This window comes from Enterobacter sp. ECC-249 (assembly GCF_043965265.1).
In the GTDB taxonomy this organism is placed as follows: Bacteria; Pseudomonadota; Gammaproteobacteria; order Enterobacterales; family Enterobacteriaceae; genus Enterobacter; species Enterobacter quasiroggenkampii.
Window position 1 is genome coordinate 2,248,854 of sequence record NZ_CP143660.1, and the last position, 18,836, is coordinate 2,267,689.

Below are 18,836 nucleotides of genomic sequence, written 5' to 3' on the forward strand. Positions count from 1 at the left end.
ATGTTTAAATCGATCTTCGCCGTGGCGCTCGCGCTGGTGGCAACCTTTGCCCAGGCTGACCGTATTCGCGACCTCACCAGCGTTCAGGGCGTTCGCGAAAACTCCCTGATTGGCTACGGCCTGGTGGTGGGTCTGGATGGTACCGGTGACCAGACGACCCAGACGCCGTTCACCACCCAAAGCCTGAACAACATGCTTTCCCAGCTCGGCATTACCGTGCCGGCGGGAACCAACATGCAGCTGAAAAACGTGGCTGCGGTAATGGTTACCGCGTCTTACCCGGCGTTTGCGCGTCAGGGGCAGACCATTGACGTGGTGGTATCCTCAATGGGTAACGCCAAAAGCCTGCGCGGCGGTACGCTGCTGATGACCCCGCTGAAGGGCGTCGACAGCCAGGTCTATGCGCTGGCGCAGGGGAACATTCTGGTCGGCGGTGCGGGTGCATCCGCAGGCGGAAGCAGCGTGCAGGTGAACCAGCTCAACGGCGGACGTATCACCAACGGAGCGATCATTGAGCGTGAACTGCCGACCCAGTTTGGCGCGGGCAACACCATTAACCTGCAGCTCAATAATGAAGACTTCACGATGGCGCAGCAGATTGCCGATACCATCAACCGCAGCCGCGGCTACGGTAATGCAACGGCACTTGATGCGCGCACCGTGCAGATCCGTACCTCCACCGGCAGCAGCAACCAGGTGCGCATGCTGGCGGATATCCAGAATATGGAAGTGAACGTTCCGGTCCAGGATGCGAAGGTCATCATCAACTCCCGCACCGGCTCGGTGGTTATGAACCGGGAAGTATCGCTCGACAGCTGCGCCGTGGCGCAGGGTAATCTCTCCGTGACGGTAAACCGCTCCGCGAACGTGAGTCAGCCGAACACGCCATTTGGTGGCGGTCAGACGGTGGTGACGCCGCAAACGCAGATTGATATGCGCCAGAGCGGCGGGTCTCTGCAAAGCGTTCGCTCCAGCGCCAACCTGAACAGCGTGGTGCGTGCCCTGAACGCCCTGGGCGCAACGCCGATGGATCTGATGTCCATCCTGCAATCGATGCAAAGCGCGGGCTGCCTGCGCGCCAAACTGGAAATCATCTAATGCTGACCGATAGCAAACTGTTGACCAGTGCAGCCTGGGACGCCCAGTCGCTCAACGAGCTGAAAACCAAAGCAGGAAAAGACCCGGCGGCGAATATCCGTCCGGTCGCCCGCCAGGTGGAAGGGATGTTTGTACAGATGATGCTGAAAAGCATGCGTGAAACCCTGCCGAAAGACGGGATGTTCAGCAGTGATTCAACGCGTCTCTACACCAGCATGTATGACCAGCAGATTGCGCAGCAGATGACGGCCGGTAAAGGCCTCGGTCTGGCTGACATGATTGTGAAACAGACCGAAGCCGCGCAGGGCATCCAGCCTCAGGATCAGCCGCAGCAGGTGCCGATGAAGTTCGACCTGGAAACGGTGACCAGCTATCAGAACCAGGCCCTGACGCAAATGGTGCGTAAAGCCATGCCGAAAGCCACGGGCAGCGGCGATGAGCCGCTCTCCGGTGACAGCAAAGACTTCCTGGCGCAGCTTTCTCTGCCTGCGCGTCTTGCCAGCCAACAGAGCGGCGTGCCGCATCACCTGATTCTGGCGCAGGCCGCGCTGGAGTCGGGCTGGGGTCAGCGCCAGATCCGCAAGGAAAACGGCGAGCCGAGCTTCAACATCTTCGGCGTGAAGGCTACCTCCAGCTGGAAGGGGCCAACCACGGAGATTACGACCACGGAATACGAGAACGGTGCGGCGGTGAAGGTGAAAGCCAAATTCCGCGTCTACAGCTCGTATCTGGAAGCCTTGTCCGATTATGTTGGCCTGCTGAGCCGAAATCCGCGCTATACCGCCGTAACGCAGGCGGCGACGGCGGAGCAGGGCGCTCAGGCGCTGCAAAACGCGGGCTACGCGACCGACCCGAACTATGCTCGTAAGCTCACCAGCATGATCCAGCAGCTGAAATCCATGGGCGAGAAGGTCAGCAAAGCCTATAGCACAGATATTGAAAATCTGTTCTGAAAGTTCTCAAGTCCCGGTGGAGGTTGCCGATAACCTTCATCAGGACTCGTGTCTGAACGTATAAAAGGAACCCCCATGTCCAGTTTGATTAACAGCGCCATGAGTGGCCTCAGTGCTGCGCAGTCGGCACTCAATACCGTCAGTAATAATATTTCAAGCTATAACGTGGCAGGTTACACCCGCCAGACCACGGTGCTGGGCGCATCTAACAGCACGCTGACCGGCGGTGGCTGGGTGGGTAACGGGGTTTATGTCTCCGGTGTCCAGCGTGAGTATGACGCCTTCATCACCAACCAGCTGCGCGCTGCGCAGACGCAGAGCAGCGGTCTGACGACGCGCTATCAGCAGATGTCAAAAATCGACGACGTGCTCTCCGATACCACCAACTCGCTCTCCACCACGCTGCAGGACTTCTTCAAAAGTCTGCAAACGCTGGTGAGCAACGCGGAAGATCCGGCTGCACGTCAGACGGTGCTGGGGAAAGCGGGCGGTCTGGTCAATCAGTTCAAAACCAACGATCAGTATCTTCGTGACCAGGATACGCAGGTCAATACCGCCATCTCAAGCAGCGTGTCTCAGATCAACAACTACGCGACGCAGATTGCGAATCTGAACGATCAGATTTCTCGTTTGACCGGCGTCGGTGCGGGCGCATCGCCTAACGACCTGCTCGACCAGCGGGATCAGCTCGTGACTGAACTGAACAAAATCGTCGGCGTGGAAGTCTCCGTACAGGACAGCGGCACGTTTAATATCTCTCTCGGCAATGGTTACAGCCTGGTGCAGGGCAGCAAAGCCAGCCAGCTGGCTGCCGTGAAGTCCAGCGCCGATCCGGCTCGTACGACCATCGCCTACGTCGATGACGTTGCGGGTAATATTGAGATCCCCGAGAAATTTATCACTACCGGTTCTTTAGGCGGTTTACTGACCTTCCGTAATGAAGATCTGGATAAAGCCCGTAACAGCCTGAACCAGATGGCGCTGGCCTTTGCCGATGCGATGAACACGCAGCATGAAGCCGGTTTTGATGCAAACGGTGATGCGGGCGGTAAGCTGTTCAACTTTGGTTCTCCGGCAGTGCTGTCCAACAGCAAGAACGGCGGATCGGCGGTTGTTACGGCTTCGGTGGCGGACAGCAAACAGGTCCAGGCGACAGACTATAAGCTGCAGTTTAACGGCACTGACTGGACGGTCACCCGCACATCAGACAAAACCAGCTTTACGATGAGCCCGGATGCCAGCGGTAATCTGTCGTTTGATGGTCTTAACGTTAACGTGAGCGGCACGGCAAATACCAAAGACAGCTTTACCGTGAAGCCGGTTACCAACGTCATCATGAACATGGATCTGGCGATCAGCGACGAGTCCAAGCTGGCGATGGCATCGGTGCAGAACGGCGGTGAGAGCGACAACCGCAATGGCAAGAAAATGCTCGAACTGCAAAACAGTAAAGTGGTAGGCGGGAACAAAAGCTTCAACGATGCGTATGCCTCGCTTGTAAGTACTGTCGGAAGTTCCACGGCCTCACTGAAAGTAAGCAGCCAGACGAAAGCCGATGTAGAAACGCAGCTGATCAGACAGCAGCAGACCATATCTGGGGTAAACCTCGACGAAGAGTATGGCAATTTGCAGCGTTATCAGCAGTATTACCTGGCGAACGCCCAGGTTCTCCAGACTGCCAGCACGCTCTTCGATGCAATTATCAACATTCGTTAAGGTTGAGGTGAACAATGCGTATTAGCACCCAGATGATGTACGAGCAGAACATGCGTGGGATCACCGATTCCCAGAGCAGATGGCTGAGCTACGGCGAGCAGATGTCCACCGGTAAGCGCGTCAATCGTCCTTCGGACGATCCTATCGCCGCGTCGCAGGCCATCGTTCTGTCACAATCTCAGTCGCAAAACAGTCAGTTTGCTCTGGCGCGAACCTTTGCCACGCAAAAGGTCTCGCTGGAAGATAACGTATTGGCTCAGGTGAATAGCGCGATCTCAAGCGTGCGCGAGAAGCTGGTTTACGCATCGAACGGCACATTAAACGATGACGATCGTCTTGCTCTGGCGACCGATATCCAGGGGATTCGCGATCAGCTGATGAACCTGGCCAACACGACGGATGGCAATGGTCGCTTTATCTTTGCCGGGTACAAAACCGAGAGCGCACCGTTTGATTCCGTAACCGGCGACTACAAGGGCGGCGCTGAAGCCATCACCCAGCAGGTCGATACGGCGCGAAATATGGCGATTAGTCATACCGGCCAGCAGATTTTCGAAAGCATTACCAGTAATGCGGAGCAATTGCCGGGTGGTGGCTATGGTGAAACAAACATGTTCAAAATCCTTGATTCTGCTGTCGCTGCGCTGAAAACACCGATTGAGAACGATCCGGCTGCCGCAACGGCACAAAATCAGGTGATTGCCAATGCGCAAATCGGCATCCAAAACGCCCAGAACAACGTCCTGACGGTCGTTGCGGATGTGGGAACCAAGATGAACGAGCTGGAAAAACTCGATACGCTGGGTGATGACCGCGCGCTGGGTCAGACCAAGCAGATGAGCGATCTGGTGGATGTTGACTGGAACGAAGCGATTTCCTCTTACACCATGCAGCAGGCGGCCTTGCAGGCGTCTTATAAAGCGTTTAGCGATATGCAGGGCATGTCTCTGTTCCAGCTGAACAAATAACATCTTGACCTCTTAGAGCATGTCTTGAAACTGGGCATGTTTTGCTGCCCAATCCGTCTGGATTGGGCATTTTTTTTATGCAACTTCCGCCGGTATGGAGGCGACTCGTGCGCTTTCTATCAAACGGATTGCCAGCGCAATGACGCCACAGACTGTCGCCAGCGCAACCACGCCCGTCCAGCCAGCCAGCGAATAGATATTGCTGCCTAACGCGGAACCCAGCGCCATCCCGATAAAGACCACCGTAAAGAGCAGGGCATTGAGACGACCCCGCGCCTGCGGTTCAAGGCTGTAGACCAGGTTCTGGTGAGCGACCAGGCTGGACTGCAGGCCCAGATCGAACCCGACGGCGGAGATGGCGATAAGAATCAGCTGTCCATGAACGCCCAAGGCGGGCATCAGGAACATCAGGGCGAAGGAGACGGTCACAAGAACGGCACCAAGCTGCGTGACTTTTCCTGCGCCCAGTTTATCCGCCAGACCCCCCGCCAGCGGGGCAGCTAATGCACCGGCGGCACCGGCAATACCAAAACCACCCGCTACGGCACTGCCCAGGTGATAGCGTTCCAGCAGCATGACCGCGAGCGTTGACCAGAAGGCGCTAAAGGCAATCGACAGGAAACCCTGAGCCAGCGCCGCGCGGCGCAGCGCCGGATAACGACGCCACAGATGTTCCATTGAGCGCATCAGCGCGGGGTAGCTCAGCGTGGAGTGAATGGCAAAACGGGGAAGCACAAACCACATCATCACGCCGATGAACGCAATGCTCGCCGCCGCCAGCTGGTACATGACGCGCCAGCCAAACGCTTCACCCACCACGCCGCTCACGGTTCTTGATAATAAGATGCCCATCAGCAGCCCGGTCATTACCGTGCCCACGGTTTTCCCCTGCTTACCTTCCGGCGCAAGAATGGCCGCGGCAGGGACGATATCCTGTGCCATGGTGGCGGCCATGCCGATGAGCAGGCTTGCCAGCAGCAGAGAATGGATCTGCCCGGTCAGGCTACAGCCGAGAAGAAACAGCGCCAGCGCTGCGCTTTTAATCAGAATTAACGTCCTGCGGTCGTGGCGATCGCCCAGAGGAAGCAGGAACAGTATGCCGAGCGCGTAGCCTGCCTGCGTTAATGTTGGCACCAGGCCCATACCTTCAATGCTCAGATGCAGATCTGCGCCCATCAGCGGCAGCAGAGGCTGGGCATAATAGATAGATGCCACGCTGAAACCAGCACCGATCGCCAGCATTAAGATTACCCAGCGGCTCACGGCATGGGCGGCGGTTGTTGTGTTCATAAGAAGTTCCTCATTCGTCGTGTGAGGCTATTTTTTATCAGTACGCCTTGCGACGGTAGCGGGCCCGGTGGTAAAACGCTTATACGTTGGGCGTATAGGTGAAAATGCGATGAAAAGAGCTGAGCGTATAGACAGGGTGGAGTTGATGCGGACGTTTGTGCGCATCGTGGAGGCGGGTTCCCTCTCTGCGGCGGCGCGGCAGCTGGCCACCACCCAGGCCACGGTGAGCAGACGGTTACAGTCGCTTGAGACGATGCTGGGCGTACGCCTGATATTGCGCACCACCCATACGACGCGGCTGACGGATGACGGTGAGCGCTGCTACCAGCACGCCCGTCGGGTGATTGACAGCTGGCTGGCGCTGGAAGATGAGGTGGGGCAGACGGAAGATGAGCCCGTAGGCGTGCTGCGGGTGCGCGCTCCGCACGCGTTTGGTCAGGATCAGCTCCTGAAACCGGTAACCGAATTTTTGCAACGCTACCCGCAGCTTTCGATTGAGTGGATGCTTAACGATCGGTCGGCGGACTTCCTCGGCGACAACCTTGACTGTGCTATTCGGGTGGGCGTGGAGGTCGATCCGGCGACCGTGTCAGTGCTGCTGGCGGAAGTGCCGCGCTCGGTGGTGGCCGCGCCGGCACTGCTGGCCCGCTTCCCGGCGGTGAATGCGCCGGAAGATTTACAGCAGTTTCCCTGGATAGCCATTAGCTCTTTCTACCAGCGCCACGTGGAGCTTTTTCACGATGCCTCGCCCGCTACCGCGCGGATTGCTATTACGCCACGCCTCAGCACCGACAGCCTGTATGTCGCACGTAATACGGCACTTACCGGCCTTGGCGTGGCGGTGGTCTCCAGTTGGACGGTACAGGACGATATTCGGGAAGGGCGGCTGGTGCATTTGCTGCCGGAGTGGCAGCCAGCGGCGCTACCGGTGCATCTGGTTTATCCCTGGTCCCGTTATTATCCGGCGCGCTTGCGGCGTTTTCTGGAGCTGATGCGGCAGGTCATGCCGGAAGTCACCGGGATGAGAAAGCCCGTGCAGCAGCCATAAAAAAAGCCGACCCAAAGGTCGGCTTTTTACTTTCAGCGTCGTTATTCGACAGACTGCGGACGCGTTGCCGGTGCAGTCGCCTGATGCGTTGCACTGTGGCCGCCTGCAGCGCCTTTACCGTCGAAGCTGAACGCCGGGCGAACCCAGTCGCTGTGACGCGGTGCTTCAGGCACGTAATCCGGCGCCGGAGCGCGCGTCATCGGTGCTGTCGCCACGTGGGCAGCGGCTGGCGCAGAAACAACCGGCTCTGGTTTCACTTCAGGCGCTTTCGGTTCTTCAACAACCGGTTCAACCTCAATCTCAACGTCCTGAACGACTTCTTCAGTGGTAGTTTCGACGATGGCTTCAGCGGTGTCTTCCGCTGCGGCTACAGGTTCAGCCTCTTCAGCGATTTCCTCAGCCACCACGGCATCTTCTTCAGCAATAAGCTGCGGTGCGGCATCAACCGGCGCGGCAATCACTTCCGGATGCGTGGTTTCGACTTCAACTGCCTGAGGTGCTTCCGTTTCAACAACCTGAGGTTCAACCACGGTTGCCGCTTCAGTCACAACGTCTTCTACCGCTGCCACAGGTGCAATCACCTCTTCGGTTACAGGCTGTTCTTCAACAACCTGCTCCGGACGAGCAACCGGGTAGCGGATCCAGACTTTGCCGGAAGCCATTTCTGGCGAAGCACAGGCAATGGTCAGCGGCATTGGCGACTGAGTCGGGTAACGCTCGTCACGATAGCGACGACGGCGCTGGCCGCTGACGCGCAGATGACGTGGGGAACGACGTGAACGGCGCGGCATGCCGGCGTTATCACGGTTTTCACCGTTTTCATCCTGATCAACGTTGTTATCAACGACCGCTGGCAGGTCAACTTTTGCCAGCTGCGTACCGGTTGCGCTCTCACCGGTTTCAACCGGGACGATTGCTGACTCTTCGGTTGCTTCAGAAGCGAAGCGGACTTTCTGAGCAAGCTGACGCTGCTTACGACGCGGCATAACCTGAGTACGTTCTTCCTGCTCGCCGTCCTGCTGTTCAACAGGCTCTTCGCGGTTCAGGTTTTTGACTTCCTGCTGTGCCTGACGCTTCTCGTCGTGACGGCGACGGTTGCGTTCACGGCGCGGCTGCTGGTCGTCACGCTGTTTGCTCTTCTCAGACTCATCGCCCGCCTGCTGGCGAATTTCACGATCTTCAACATTCTGCTGCTGTTTCTCGCGACGGTTGCGGCGGTTGTCTTCGCGTTGCTCACGGCCTTCGTTATTCTCAGAGCGGTTGTCACGGTTGTCGCGACGCTCGCTGCGGTCATTACGGTCATTACGGTCGCTACGGTCATTACGGTCGCGGCGGTTGTTCTGACGCTTACGGCGGTCCTGCTGACGTTCAGGCTTGGCCGCTTTTGGCTCTTCTTTCGGCTGCTCTGGCTGAACTTCTTCGCCAGCAAACATCTTCTTCAGCGCGCCGAAGAAGCGGCTCAGCAGACCCGGCTGCGCCGGCTGGGCTTTCTCTGCCGCGGCTTCTGGTTTCTGCGCCGCAGGTTTGGCCGCTGGTTTTTCCAGGGCTGCTTCCGGTGGGGCTTCTGGCATGATGAAGGTGGCTAACGCAGGCTGCTCTGGCAGTTTACGCTCGGCTGGCTCTTCATCTGAAGGCAGGGCCATCTCTTCTTCGTGCAGCTTCGGCAGCAGGTAGCTGAGCGTTGACGTCTCTTCGCCTTTACGGACACGCAGCACGTGATAGTGCGGGGTTTCCATCTGGTCGTTTGGCACGATGATGCAGCGAACGCCGCCCTGACGCGCTTCAATCGCGCTTACCGCTGCACGTTTTTCGTTCAGCAGGTAGGAGGCAATTGGCACAGGAACAATCGCGTGAACCTCTTTGGTATTCTCTTTCAGCGCTTCTTCTTCAATCAGACGCAGGATAGAGAGGGACAGAGATTCGTTATCACGCACGGTACCGGTGCCGGAGCAGCGCGGACAAACGTGATGGCTGGACTCGCCCAGCGACGGGCTCAGACGCTGGCGGGACATCTCCAGCAGGCCAAAGCGTGAGATATGGCTAATCTGGATACGCGCACGATCCTGACGCACCGCTTCGCGCAGGCGGTTTTCTACCGCACGCTGGTGGCGAACAGGGGTCATGTCGATGAAGTCGATAACAATCAGACCGCCCAGGTCGCGCAGGCGGAGCTGGCGGGCGATTTCATCAGCGGCTTCAAGGTTGGTGTTGAAGGCGGTCTCTTCGATATCGCCACCGCGCGTTGCGCGAGCGGAGTTGATGTCGATAGCGGTCAGCGCTTCAGTGGTATCGATAACGATAGAACCACCGGACGGCAGACGCACTTCACGCTGGAAGGCGGATTCAATCTGGGATTCGATCTGATAGTGGCTGAACAGCGGGATTTCACCGGTGTACAGTTTAATTTTGCTGGTAAAATCTGGACGGCCCAGTGCGGCGATGTGCTGGCGCGCCAGCTCAAGCACTTTCGGGTTATCGATCAGAATCTCACCGATGTCCTGACGCAGATAGTCACGGAAGGCACGCACGATCACGTTGCTTTCCTGGTGGATCAGGAACGGAGCAGGGCGGCTTTCCGCTGCTTTCTGGATAGCTTCCCAGTGCTTCAGACGGAAGCTCAGGTCCCACTGCAGCGCTTCGGCTGATTTGCCCACGCCCGCGGTACGCACGATAAGCCCCATGCCATCAGGCAGTTCAAGGCTTGCCAGCGCTTCTTTCAGCTCGGTACGGTCATCACCTTCGATACGGCGAGAGATGCCACCCGCACGCGGGTTGTTAGGCATCAGAACCAGATAGCTCCCTGCCAGGCTGATAAAGGTAGTCAGTGCGGCACCTTTGTTGCCACGCTCTTCTTTATCAATCTGAACGATAACTTCCTGACCTTCACGCAGAACATCTTTGATGTTTGGTCGGCCATGGGCGTTGTAGTTTGCAGGGAAATATTCGCGGGCGATTTCTTTCAGAGGGAGGAAACCATGACGCTCAGCACCGTAATCGACAAATGCAGCTTCAAGGCTTGGTTCAATGCGGGTGATTTTACCTTTGTAAATGTTCGCTTTTTTCTGTTCGTGTCCAGGACTTTCGATATCCAGATCGTACAGGCGCTGCCCATCCACAAGGGCGACACGCAACTCTTCTTGCTGAGTTGCGTTGATTAACATTCTTTTCATCGTAACTTACTCGTTATTCTTACATTGACGACAAAGCTGCGGGCAAGGTGACGCTTTCCGGGGTATGAACCGATGGCCTCGTGTCTGTTCACGTCGCCAACCTCACGGTTGTCGCTCGCTTAAGAGGCGCAGAGTGTCGGTTGCCTGTATTTCATACGGAAACACAGCGCAATTATCAGGGGAATTGCCTGGGTAGAACTCTCCAGAGAACAATCCTTATACCGGGAAGTACTGCAACCCGCAGCCCGCTAACTGCCTGAAAGATCAATACGTCTTACGCCATTGCTGCGTGGATGATCGGTCAGACAAAATTGGTCATTCCGTCAACATCCTTACTTAACCAGGATTTAACACGGAAAACAGCCTCATTATTCCACTGCTCGCCGGGTTATAGCAAGATGACTTTTACCAATTATCACCCGGTTACTCACAGTTTCTTCACTTCAGAATGGCGATTGGTTTAATAACCACCAAATCGGTTGCGCGAAACGGGGGACAGGCCGGATAAAAGTAAATATAAGCATAGAAAAATGAGTGGCGCTAATGGCTGTCGATATTTAGAATCGCCAACCATGAAAACAGAGACTCCAGCCGTAAAAATGGTTGCCATCGCCGAAGATGAAGCGGGGCAACGTATCGATAACTTTTTGCGTACCCAGCTCAAAGGGGTGCCGAAGAGCATGATTTACCGCATCCTGCGTAAGGGCGAGGTGCGGGTTAACAAAAAACGCGTGAAGCCTGAGTACAAGCTCGAGGCGGGCGATGAAGTGCGTATTCCGCCGGTGCGCGTTGCAGAACGTGAAGAAGAGACCGTTTCACCGAAGCTACAGAAAGTGGCGGCCCTTAGCGATGTCATCCTTTACGAAGACGACCATATTCTGGTGCTGAATAAACCGTCAGGAACGGCAGTCCATGGCGGTAGCGGTCTGAGCTTCGGCGTGATTGAAGGGCTGCGTGCCCTGCGCCCGGAAGCGCGCTTCCTTGAGCTGGTGCACCGCCTTGACCGTGACACATCTGGCGTACTGCTGGTAGCGAAAAAGCGTTCCGCGCTGCGTTCTCTGCACGAACAGCTGCGTGAGAAAGGGATGCAGAAAGACTATCTGGCGCTGGTGCGCGGCCAGTGGCAGTCCCATGTAAAAGTGGTGCAGGCGCCGCTACTGAAGAACATTCTGCAAAGCGGTGAGCGCATTGTCCGCGTGAGCCAGGAAGGGAAACCGTCTGAGACGCGCTTTAAGGTTGAAGAGCGCTATGAGTTTGCCACGCTGGTGCGCTGCAGTCCGGTGACCGGTCGCACCCACCAGATCCGCGTGCATACGCAGTTCGCAGGGCACCCCATTGCGTTTGATGACCGCTATGGCGACCGCGAGTTTGATAAGCAGCTGGCGGGTACGGGACTGTCGCGTCTGTTCCTGCATGCGGCAGCGCTGAAGTTTACCCATCCGAATACCGGTGAAGTCATCCGTATTGAAGCGCCGCTGGATGAGCAGCTGAAACGCTGTCTTAAGGTGCTGCGCGGCTAAGGTAAACGTAAAACGGCAACATTCGTTGCCGTTTTTAATGTTTGCTCCCTCTCCCCTTGGGAGAGGGCCGGGGGGGGAGGGCATCAGCCCGCAGTTTAGTAGGCCCATGCAAGCGAAGCGCCGCTGGGCGAAGGTCACACCGTCAGCGGATTACACTCTTCTCGCCGTAACATCTGACACAAGGCAATCAGCGGTAACCCCACCAGCGTGTTGGGATCGCGACCGTCCAGCTTGTCGAACAGCGCAATCCCCAGTCCTTCACTTTTAAAGCTCCCCGCGCAGTTCAGCGGACGTTCCCGACGCACATAATCCACAATCTCTTGCTCACTGAGATGGCGGAAGTGTACGTCGAACGGCTCGCATTCGGTTTGCAGATGACCGGAGGCGGAGTTATAGAGCGCCAGGCCGGTATAAAAGGTCACGATAGTGCCTCGCGCACGGAGAAGCTGCTGGCAAGCGTTCTCCTCCGTATGGGGCTTGCCGGTGATTTCGCCGTCCAGCACGCAAACCTGGTCGGAGCCTATAATCAAATGTGCTGGGTAACGTGCGGCCAGCGACTGCGCCTTCTCCTTAGCAAGACGCGTCACCAGATGACGCGGTGACTCGCCCGGCTGTGGCGTCTCATCCACCTCTGGCGCGGCGCATTCAAACGGGATCCCGAGCTTTTCCAGCAGCATTCGGCGGTAGGGAGACGTGGAAGCAAGGACGAGATTTGGCATATTTTTATCACCAGATATAGCGTATCGATGCCAGCCATTTTAAACTACAGGCCGCAATGTGTGCGAATAATTGGCAAAAGGCAGCTCTGGTTGCCTTTTTCTTTGACTCTATGACGTTACAAAGTTAATATGCGCGCCCTATGCAAAAGGTAAAATTACCCCTGACTCTTGATCCGGTTCGTACGGCTCAAAAACGCCTCGATTACGAAGGTATCTATACTTCCGATCAGGCTGAGCGTATTGCCGAATCCGTAGTCAGTGTGGACAGTGATGTAGAATGCTCCATGTCGTTCGCTATCGACAACCAGCGTCTCGCCGTTTTAACCGGTGATGCAAAGGTGACGGTAACGCTCGAGTGCCAGCGTTGCGGGAAACCGTTTGTACAGCATGTTCACACAACGTATTGTTTCAGTCCCGTTCGTTCTGACGAACAGGCTGAAGCACTCCCGGAAGCGTATGAGCCGATTGAGGTTAACGAATTCGGTGAAATCGATCTTCTGGCTCTGGTTGAAGATGAAATTATCCTCACCTTGCCAGTGGTTCCGGTGCATGATTCTGAACACTGTGAAGTGTCCGAGGCGGACATGGTCTTTGGGGAACTGCCTGATGAAGCGCAAAAACCAAACCCATTTGCCGTATTAGCCAGCTTAAAGCGTAAGTAATTGAGGAGTAAGGTCCATGGCCGTACAACAGAATAAACCAACCCGTTCCAAACGTGGCATGCGTCGTTCCCATGACGCGCTGACTGCAGTTACCAGCCTGTCTGTAGACAAGACTTCTGGTGAGAAACACCTGCGTCACCACATCACCGCTGACGGTTTCTACCGCGGCCGCAAGGTTATCACTAAGTAATCACGCGCAAGCGTGATTAGGCTTAGTGAGGATTTCCCCGTGCAAACGGGGAATTTACCGAACCAGGCTGCGACGATACCTTGACACGTCTAACCCTGGCGTTAGATGTCATGGGGGGCGATTTTGGCCCTTCCGTGACAGTGCCTGCAGCATTGCAGGCACTGAATTCTAATTCGCAACTCACACTTCTTTTAGTCGGCAATCCCGACACAATCACGCCATTACTCGCAAAAGCTGACTTTGAACAACGTTCGCGTCTGCAGATTATTCCTGCGCAGTCAGTTATTGCCAGTGATGCCCGACCCTCGCAGGCGATTCGCAATAGTCGTGGCAGCTCTATGCGAATAGCGCTGGAGCTGGTGAAAGAAGGGCGAGCTCAGGCTTGCGTCAGCGCGGGGAATACCGGCGCGCTGATGGGGCTGTCGAAATTGCTGCTCAAACCTATTGAAGGTATTGAGCGTCCGGCGCTGGTAACGGTGTTACCGCATCAGCAGAAGGGCAAGACGGTGGTGCTCGATTTGGGCGCTAACGTCGACTGTGATAGTACTATGCTGGCTCAGTTTGCCGTGATGGGATCGGTGCTGGCAGAAGAAGTGGTCGGGATCAACACTCCCCGTGTTGCGTTACTGAACATTGGTGAAGAAGAGACCAAAGGCCTGGACAGCATTCGCGAAGCGGCTGAATTGCTCAAACAGGTTCCCTCCATCAACTATATTGGTTATCTCGAGGCCAATGAGTTGTTGACGGGTAAAACGGATGTTCTGGTGTGCGATGGCTTCACCGGAAACGTAACGTTGAAGACCATGGAAGGGGTCGTGCGCATGTTTCTTTCTCTGCTGAAATCTCAGGGAGAAGGCAAAAAAAGCGCCTGGTGGCTAATTTTATTGAAGCGTTGGTTACAAAAGAGCCTGACGCGGCGATTCAGTCACCTCAACCCCGACCAGTATAATGGCGCCTGTCTGTTAGGATTGCGCGGCATCGTGATTAAGAGTCATGGCGCCGCCAATCAGCGAGCATTTGCTGTCGCGATTGAACAGGCAGTGCAGGCGGTGCAGCGACAAGTCCCTCAGCGGATTGCCGCTCGCCTGGAATCTGTATTAGCTAAAAGTGACTGAGCGTACATGTATACGAAGATTTTAGGTACCGGCAGCTACCTGCCAAAACAAGTGCGTACCAACGCCGATCTGGAAAAAATGGTAGATACGTCTGACGAGTGGATTGTCACGCGCACAGGTATCCGTGAACGTCGTATTGCCGCGCCAGACGAAACCGTGTCGACCATGGGTTACGAAGCCGCACAGCGTGCTATCGAAATGGCGGGCATTGATAAAGAACAGATTGGTTTGATCGTGGTTGCCACGACGTCCGCCACGCACGCTTTCCCAAGCGCGGCGTGCCAGGTGCAAAACATGCTCGGCATTAAAGGCTGTCCGGCGTTTGACGTCGCTGCCGCGTGCGCAGGCTTCACCTATGCGCTGAGCGTTGCCGATCAGTACGTGAAATCCGGTGCCGTTAAATATGCGCTGGTGATCGGTGCTGACGTGCTGGCGCGTACCTGCGATCCAACCGATCGCGGGACGATCATTATTTTTGGTGATGGTGCGGGTGCGGTGCTGCTGGGGCAGTCCGAAGAGCCGGGTATCATCTCTACGCATCTGCATGCTGATGGCAGCTATGGCGAACTGTTAACCCTGCCTAACGCCGATCGCGTTAATCCGGACAACTCGATTTACCTGACCATGGCAGGGAACGAGGTGTTCAAGGTGGCGGTGACTGAGCTTGCACACATCGTTGATGAAACGCTGGAAGCGAATAACCTTGAGCGCTCCGCCCTCGACTGGCTGGTGCCGCATCAGGCGAACCTGCGTATCATCAGCGCAACCGCGAAAAAGCTGGGCATGTCGATGGATAACGTTGTAGTGACGCTGGATCGTCACGGCAACACCTCTGCGGCGTCGGTACCGTGCGCATTTGATGAAGCGGTACGCGATGGACGAATCAAACGGGGCCAGCTGGTCTTGCTTGAAGCCTTCGGTGGCGGGTTCACCTGGGGTTCCGCGCTGGTTCGTTTCTAGGATAAGGAATAAAAAATGACGCAATTTGCTTTTGTGTTCCCGGGCCAGGGCTCTCAAACCGTTGGGATGTTGTCTGAAATGGCAGCACACTATCCGGTCATTGAAGAGACTTTCCGTGAAGCTTCTGATGCACTGGGTTATGATTTATGGGCGCTGACCCAGCAGGGTCCGGCCGAAGAGCTCAACAAAACCTGGCAGACCCAGCCAGCGCTGCTGACCGCGTCCGTTGCGCTGTGGCGTGTCTGGCAGCAGCAGGGCGGTAAAGCGCCAGCGCTGCTCGCGGGCCATAGCCTTGGTGAATACTCTGCGCTGGTGTGCGCCGGCGTGATCGCGTTTGCTGATGCGGTACGTCTGGTGGAACTGCGCGGTAAGTTCATGCAGGAAGCTGTGCCGGAAGGCACGGGCGGCATGTCTGCCATCATCGGTCTGGATGATGCTGCAATTGCAAAAGCGTGTGAAGAATCCGCTGAAGGCCAGGTTGTCTCGCCGGTGAACTTCAACTCGCCGGGCCAGGTGGTTATTGCCGGTCATAAAGAAGCGGTTGAACGTGCGGGTGCGGCCTGTAAAGCAGCGGGTGCTAAGCGTGCGCTGCCGCTGCCGGTCAGCGTGCCCTCGCACTGTGCGCTGATGAAGCCTGCTGCTGAAAAACTGGCGGTTGAGCTGGAAAAAATTACGTTTAACGCACCGACGATTTCCGTTGTGAACAACGTCGATGTGAAATGCGAAACCGCGCCGGAAGCTATCCGCGACGCGCTGGTTCGCCAGCTCTACAGCCCGGTACAGTGGACCAAAACCGTTGAGTTTATGGCCTCTCAGGGCGTTGAGCATCTGTATGAAGTCGGTCCAGGTAAAGTCCTCACCGGCCTGACAAAACGTATTGTTGACACCCTGACAGCCTCGGCGATTAACGAGCCGGAAGCGATGTCAGCGGCACTCTCGCAATAAAAGAGGAATACCATGAGTTTTGAAGGAAAAATCGCCCTGGTCACTGGCGCAAGCCGCGGTATCGGGCGTGCAATTGCTGAAACACTGGTTGCGCGCGGCGCGAAGGTGATTGGTACAGCAACCAGCGAGAATGGCGCTCAGGCCATCAGCGAGTATCTGGGTGCAAACGGTAAAGGTCTGGTACTGAATGTGACTGAACCTGCATCTATCGAATCTGTTCTGGAAAATATTCGCGCAGAGTTTGGCGAAGTGGATATTCTGGTAAACAACGCCGGGATCACTCGAGATAATCTGTTAATGCGAATGAAAGACGACGAGTGGAACGATATCATCGAAACCAACCTGTCATCTGTATTCCGTCTGTCAAAAGCGGTAATGCGCGCTATGATGAAAAAGCGTCATGGTCGTATTATCACTGTCGGTTCTGTGGTTGGTACCATGGGAAATGCTGGTCAGGCTAACTACGCTGCGGCGAAAGCAGGTCTGATTGGTTTCAGTAAGTCGCTGGCGCGTGAAGTTGCGTCCCGCGGTATTACGGTAAACGTTGTTGCTCCGGGCTTTATTGAAACGGACATGACGCGTGCGCTGACTGATGAGCAGCGTGCGGGTACGCTGGCGGCAGTTCCGGCGGGTCGTCTTGGCGACCCTAAAGAAATCGCCAGTGCGGTTGCATTTTTAGCTTCTGACGAAGCGGGTTACATCACTGGTGAGACCCTCCACGTCAACGGCGGGATGTATATGGTTTAACCACGATAAAAAAATTTGCGTTATTTGGGTAAAAGGCCTCAAAATAACGTAAAATCGTGGTAAGAACTGCCGGGATTTAGTTGCAAATTTTTCAACATTTTATACACTACGAAAACCATCGCGAAAGCGAGTTTTGATAGGAAATTTAAGAGTATGAGCACTATCGAAGAACGCGTTAAGAAAATTATCGGCGAACAGCTGGGCGTTAAGCAGGAAGAAGTTGTGAACTCCGCTTCCTTCGTTGAAGACCTGGGCGCAGATTCTCTTGACACCGTTGAGCTGGTAATGGCTCTGGAAGAAGAGTTTGATACTGAGATTCCGGACGAAGAAGCTGAGAAGATCACCACCGTTCAGGCTGCCATTGATTACATCAACGGTCACCAGGCGTAAGTGAACATCTCCAGGCGGTCATTCGACCGCCTGAGTTTTATCTTTTTTAGTCCCACGAATCTCTTTTTTTATCCCTCCCTGGAGGACAAACGTGTCTAAGCGTCGTGTAGTTGTGACCGGACTTGGCATGTTGTCTCCTGTCGGCAATACCGTAGAGTCCACCTGGAAAGCTCTCCTTGCCGGTCAGAGCGGCATCAGCCTAATCGACCATTTCGATACTAGCGCCTATGCAACGAAATTTGCTGGCTTAGTAAAGGATTTTAACTGTGAAGAGATCATCTCGCGTAAAGAACAGCGCAAGATGGATGCCTTCATTCAATATGGAATTGTCGCTGGCGTTCAGGCCATGCAGGATTCTGGCCTTGAGATTACGGAAGAGAACGCAACCCGTATCGGCGCCGCTATCGGCTCCGGGATTGGCGGTCTTGGCCTGATCGAGGAAAACCATACATCTCTGATGAATGGCGGCCCGCGTAAGATCAGCCCGTTCTTCGTTCCGTCCACGATTGTTAACATGGTGGCGGGTCACCTGACCATCATGTTCGGCCTGCGTGGGCCAAGCATTTCTATCGCGACCGCCTGTACGTCTGGCGTACATAACATCGGCCAGGCCGCGCGCATTATTGCGTACGGCGATGCAGATGCTATGGTTGCCGGCGGTGCTGAAAAAGCCAGTACCCCACTGGGTGTTGGCGGTTTTGGTGCGGCGCGTGCGCTGTCTACCCGTAATGATAACCCGCAGGCGGCGAGCCGTCCGTGGGATAAAGACCGTGACGGCTTTGTGCTGGGCGACGGGGCGGGCATGATCGTACTGGAAGAGTACGAACACGCGAAAAAACGTGGTGCGAAAATTTATGCTGAAGTCGTTGGCTTTGGCATGAGCAGCGATGCTTATCACATGACGTCTCCTCCTGAGAACGGCGCGGGTGCTGCGCTGGCGATGGAAAACGCGATTCGTGATGCGGGTATTACCCCAGCACAAATTGGCTACGTGAACGCACACGGCACCTCTACGCCAGCAGGCGATAAAGCTGAAGCTCAGGCGGTTAAGTCTATCTTCGGCGAGTCCGCCAGCCGCGTAATGGTGAGCTCCACCAAGTCCATGACCGGTCACCTGTTGGGTGCGGCGGGTGCAGTAGAGTCAATCTACTCCATCCTTGCGCTGCGCGATCAGGCTGTTCCGCCAACCATCAACCTGGATAACCCGGATGAAGGTTGCGATCTGGACTTCGTTCCTCACGAAGCGCGTCAGGTTAGCGGTATGGAGTACACCCTGTGTAACTCCTTCGGCTTCGGTGGCACCAACGGCTCTCTGATCTTCAAAAAGATCTGATCCTGACGTCCC

Annotated in this window: 17 protein-coding genes; 14 read left to right on the forward strand and 3 right to left on the reverse strand. The window is 55.8% G+C overall.

The window, feature by feature from the left end; genetic code table 11:
• From V1587_RS10755 to flgL, 4 genes are all read left to right on the forward strand, one after another.
• Positions 1–1,098 carry a flagellar basal body P-ring protein FlgI gene (locus V1587_RS10755; protein ID WP_029740346.1) on the forward strand — a complete coding sequence of 366 codons (1,098 nt, stop codon included), beginning with the start codon at positions 1–3 and terminating at the stop codon, positions 1,096–1,098.
• Complete coding sequence (gene flgJ, locus V1587_RS10760) at positions 1,098–2,051, forward strand: flagellar assembly peptidoglycan hydrolase FlgJ (RefSeq protein ID WP_371897759.1); 954 nt, start codon at positions 1,098–1,100, stop codon at positions 2,049–2,051. The genes V1587_RS10755 and flgJ overlap by 1 nt, the downstream gene beginning before the upstream one ends.
• A gap of 75 nt (positions 2,052–2,126) precedes the next feature.
• Entirely contained in the window at positions 2,127–3,767 is a 1,641-nt protein-coding gene (flgK, locus tag V1587_RS10765) for a flagellar hook-associated protein FlgK (protein WP_371897758.1), read from the forward strand.
• Between the two features lie 14 nt (positions 3,768–3,781).
• Entirely contained in the window at positions 3,782–4,735 is a 954-nt protein-coding gene (flgL, locus tag V1587_RS10770; RefSeq protein ID WP_371897757.1) for a flagellar hook-associated protein FlgL, read from the forward strand.
• 75 nt (positions 4,736–4,810) lie between these two features.
• Here flgL and V1587_RS10775 read toward each other — a convergent pair whose 3' ends face one another.
• On the reverse strand, positions 4,811–6,025 hold the full coding sequence (locus V1587_RS10775) for an MFS transporter (protein WP_371897756.1): 1,215 nt from the start codon (positions 6,023–6,025) through the stop codon (positions 4,811–4,813).
• Positions 6,026–6,170: 145 nt separating this feature from the next.
• On the opposite strand from V1587_RS10775, the gene V1587_RS10780 reads away from it, so the two are divergent.
• Entirely contained in the window at positions 6,171–7,073 is a 903-nt protein-coding gene (locus tag V1587_RS10780) for a LysR family transcriptional regulator (RefSeq protein ID WP_371897755.1), read from the forward strand.
• Positions 7,074–7,114: 41 nt separating this feature from the next.
• Here V1587_RS10780 and rne read toward each other — a convergent pair whose 3' ends face one another.
• On the reverse strand, positions 7,115–10,243 hold the full coding sequence (rne, locus tag V1587_RS10785; RefSeq protein WP_371897754.1) for a ribonuclease E: 3,129 nt from the start codon (positions 10,241–10,243) through the stop codon (positions 7,115–7,117).
• Between the two features lie 572 nt (positions 10,244–10,815).
• Here rne and rluC point away from each other — a divergent pair.
• Positions 10,816–11,763, forward strand: coding sequence for a 23S rRNA pseudouridine(955/2504/2580) synthase RluC (rluC, locus tag V1587_RS10790; RefSeq protein WP_021240761.1), 948 nt, complete (start codon positions 10,816–10,818; stop codon positions 11,761–11,763).
• Between the two features lie 134 nt (positions 11,764–11,897).
• Here rluC and V1587_RS10795 read toward each other — a convergent pair whose 3' ends face one another.
• Entirely contained in the window at positions 11,898–12,482 is a 585-nt protein-coding gene (locus V1587_RS10795; RefSeq protein WP_371897753.1) for a nucleoside triphosphate pyrophosphatase, read from the reverse strand.
• Between the two features lie 140 nt (positions 12,483–12,622).
• Between V1587_RS10795 and yceD the strand changes: the two genes are divergently transcribed.
• The 8 genes from yceD (at position 12,623) to fabF (ending at position 18,824) form a co-directional block, all read left to right on the forward strand.
• Positions 12,623–13,144 carry a 23S rRNA accumulation protein YceD gene (yceD, locus tag V1587_RS10800; protein WP_014883375.1) on the forward strand — a complete coding sequence of 174 codons (522 nt, stop codon included), beginning with the start codon at positions 12,623–12,625 and terminating at the stop codon, positions 13,142–13,144.
• A gap of 16 nt (positions 13,145–13,160) precedes the next feature.
• Complete coding sequence (gene rpmF / locus V1587_RS10805) at positions 13,161–13,334, forward strand: 50S ribosomal protein L32 (protein WP_003857964.1); 174 nt, start codon at positions 13,161–13,163, stop codon at positions 13,332–13,334.
• Positions 13,335–13,414: 80 nt separating this feature from the next.
• Positions 13,415–14,449, forward strand: a complete 1,035-nt coding sequence (gene plsX / locus V1587_RS10810; protein ID WP_059290957.1) for a phosphate acyltransferase PlsX — start codon at positions 13,415–13,417, stop codon at positions 14,447–14,449.
• A gap of 6 nt (positions 14,450–14,455) precedes the next feature.
• Positions 14,456–15,409 (forward strand): beta-ketoacyl-ACP synthase III, encoded by a 954-nt coding sequence (locus V1587_RS10815; protein WP_008500797.1) that lies wholly within the window; start codon positions 14,456–14,458, stop codon positions 15,407–15,409.
• A gap of 15 nt (positions 15,410–15,424) precedes the next feature.
• Positions 15,425–16,354 carry an ACP S-malonyltransferase gene (fabD, locus tag V1587_RS10820; RefSeq protein WP_371897752.1) on the forward strand — a complete coding sequence of 310 codons (930 nt, stop codon included), beginning with the start codon at positions 15,425–15,427 and terminating at the stop codon, positions 16,352–16,354.
• A 12-nt stretch (positions 16,355–16,366) separates the two neighbouring features.
• Positions 16,367–17,101 carry a 3-oxoacyl-ACP reductase FabG gene (fabG, locus tag V1587_RS10825; RefSeq protein ID WP_008500795.1) on the forward strand — a complete coding sequence of 245 codons (735 nt, stop codon included), beginning with the start codon at positions 16,367–16,369 and terminating at the stop codon, positions 17,099–17,101.
• Positions 17,102–17,254: 153 nt separating this feature from the next.
• On the forward strand, positions 17,255–17,491 hold the full coding sequence (gene acpP, locus V1587_RS10830; protein ID WP_003857954.1) for an acyl carrier protein: 237 nt from the start codon (positions 17,255–17,257) through the stop codon (positions 17,489–17,491).
• A 91-nt stretch (positions 17,492–17,582) separates the two neighbouring features.
• Positions 17,583–18,824: a beta-ketoacyl-ACP synthase II gene (gene fabF / locus V1587_RS10835; RefSeq protein WP_371897751.1), complete on the forward strand. Its 1,242-nt coding sequence runs from the start codon at positions 17,583–17,585 to the stop codon at positions 18,822–18,824.
• Positions 18,825–18,836 lie beyond the last annotated feature (12 nt).

What these genes read in the sequence shown, in the direction of transcription:
- flgL (WP_371897757.1), top strand. Translation starts at nt 3,782, where the DNA reads ATGCGTATTAGCACCCAGATGATGTACGAGCAGAACATGCGTGGGATC.
- rpmF (WP_003857964.1), top strand. Translation starts at nt 13,161, where the DNA reads ATGGCCGTACAACAGAATAAACCAACCCGTTCCAAACGTGGCATGCGT.
- V1587_RS10795 (WP_371897753.1), bottom strand. Translation starts at nt 12,482, where the DNA reads ATGCCAAATCTCGTCCTTGCTTCCACGTCTCCCTACCGCCGAATGCTG.
- rluC (WP_021240761.1), top strand. Translation starts at nt 10,816, where the DNA reads ATGAAAACAGAGACTCCAGCCGTAAAAATGGTTGCCATCGCCGAAGAT.
- flgK (WP_371897758.1), top strand. Translation starts at nt 2,127, where the DNA reads ATGTCCAGTTTGATTAACAGCGCCATGAGTGGCCTCAGTGCTGCGCAG.
- V1587_RS10755 (WP_029740346.1), top strand. Translation starts at nt 1, where the DNA reads ATGTTTAAATCGATCTTCGCCGTGGCGCTCGCGCTGGTGGCAACCTTT.
- rne (WP_371897754.1), bottom strand. Translation starts at nt 10,243, where the DNA reads ATGAAAAGAATGTTAATCAACGCAACTCAGCAAGAAGAGTTGCGTGTC.
- V1587_RS10815 (WP_008500797.1), top strand. Translation starts at nt 14,456, where the DNA reads ATGTATACGAAGATTTTAGGTACCGGCAGCTACCTGCCAAAACAAGTG.
- yceD (WP_014883375.1), top strand. Translation starts at nt 12,623, where the DNA reads ATGCAAAAGGTAAAATTACCCCTGACTCTTGATCCGGTTCGTACGGCT.
- V1587_RS10780 (WP_371897755.1), top strand. Translation starts at nt 6,171, where the DNA reads ATGCGGACGTTTGTGCGCATCGTGGAGGCGGGTTCCCTCTCTGCGGCG.
- V1587_RS10775 (WP_371897756.1), bottom strand. Translation starts at nt 6,025, where the DNA reads ATGAACACAACAACCGCCGCCCATGCCGTGAGCCGCTGGGTAATCTTA.
- acpP (WP_003857954.1), top strand. Translation starts at nt 17,255, where the DNA reads ATGAGCACTATCGAAGAACGCGTTAAGAAAATTATCGGCGAACAGCTG.
- fabD (WP_371897752.1), top strand. Translation starts at nt 15,425, where the DNA reads ATGACGCAATTTGCTTTTGTGTTCCCGGGCCAGGGCTCTCAAACCGTT.
- fabG (WP_008500795.1), top strand. Translation starts at nt 16,367, where the DNA reads ATGAGTTTTGAAGGAAAAATCGCCCTGGTCACTGGCGCAAGCCGCGGT.
- flgJ (WP_371897759.1), top strand. Translation starts at nt 1,098, where the DNA reads ATGCTGACCGATAGCAAACTGTTGACCAGTGCAGCCTGGGACGCCCAG.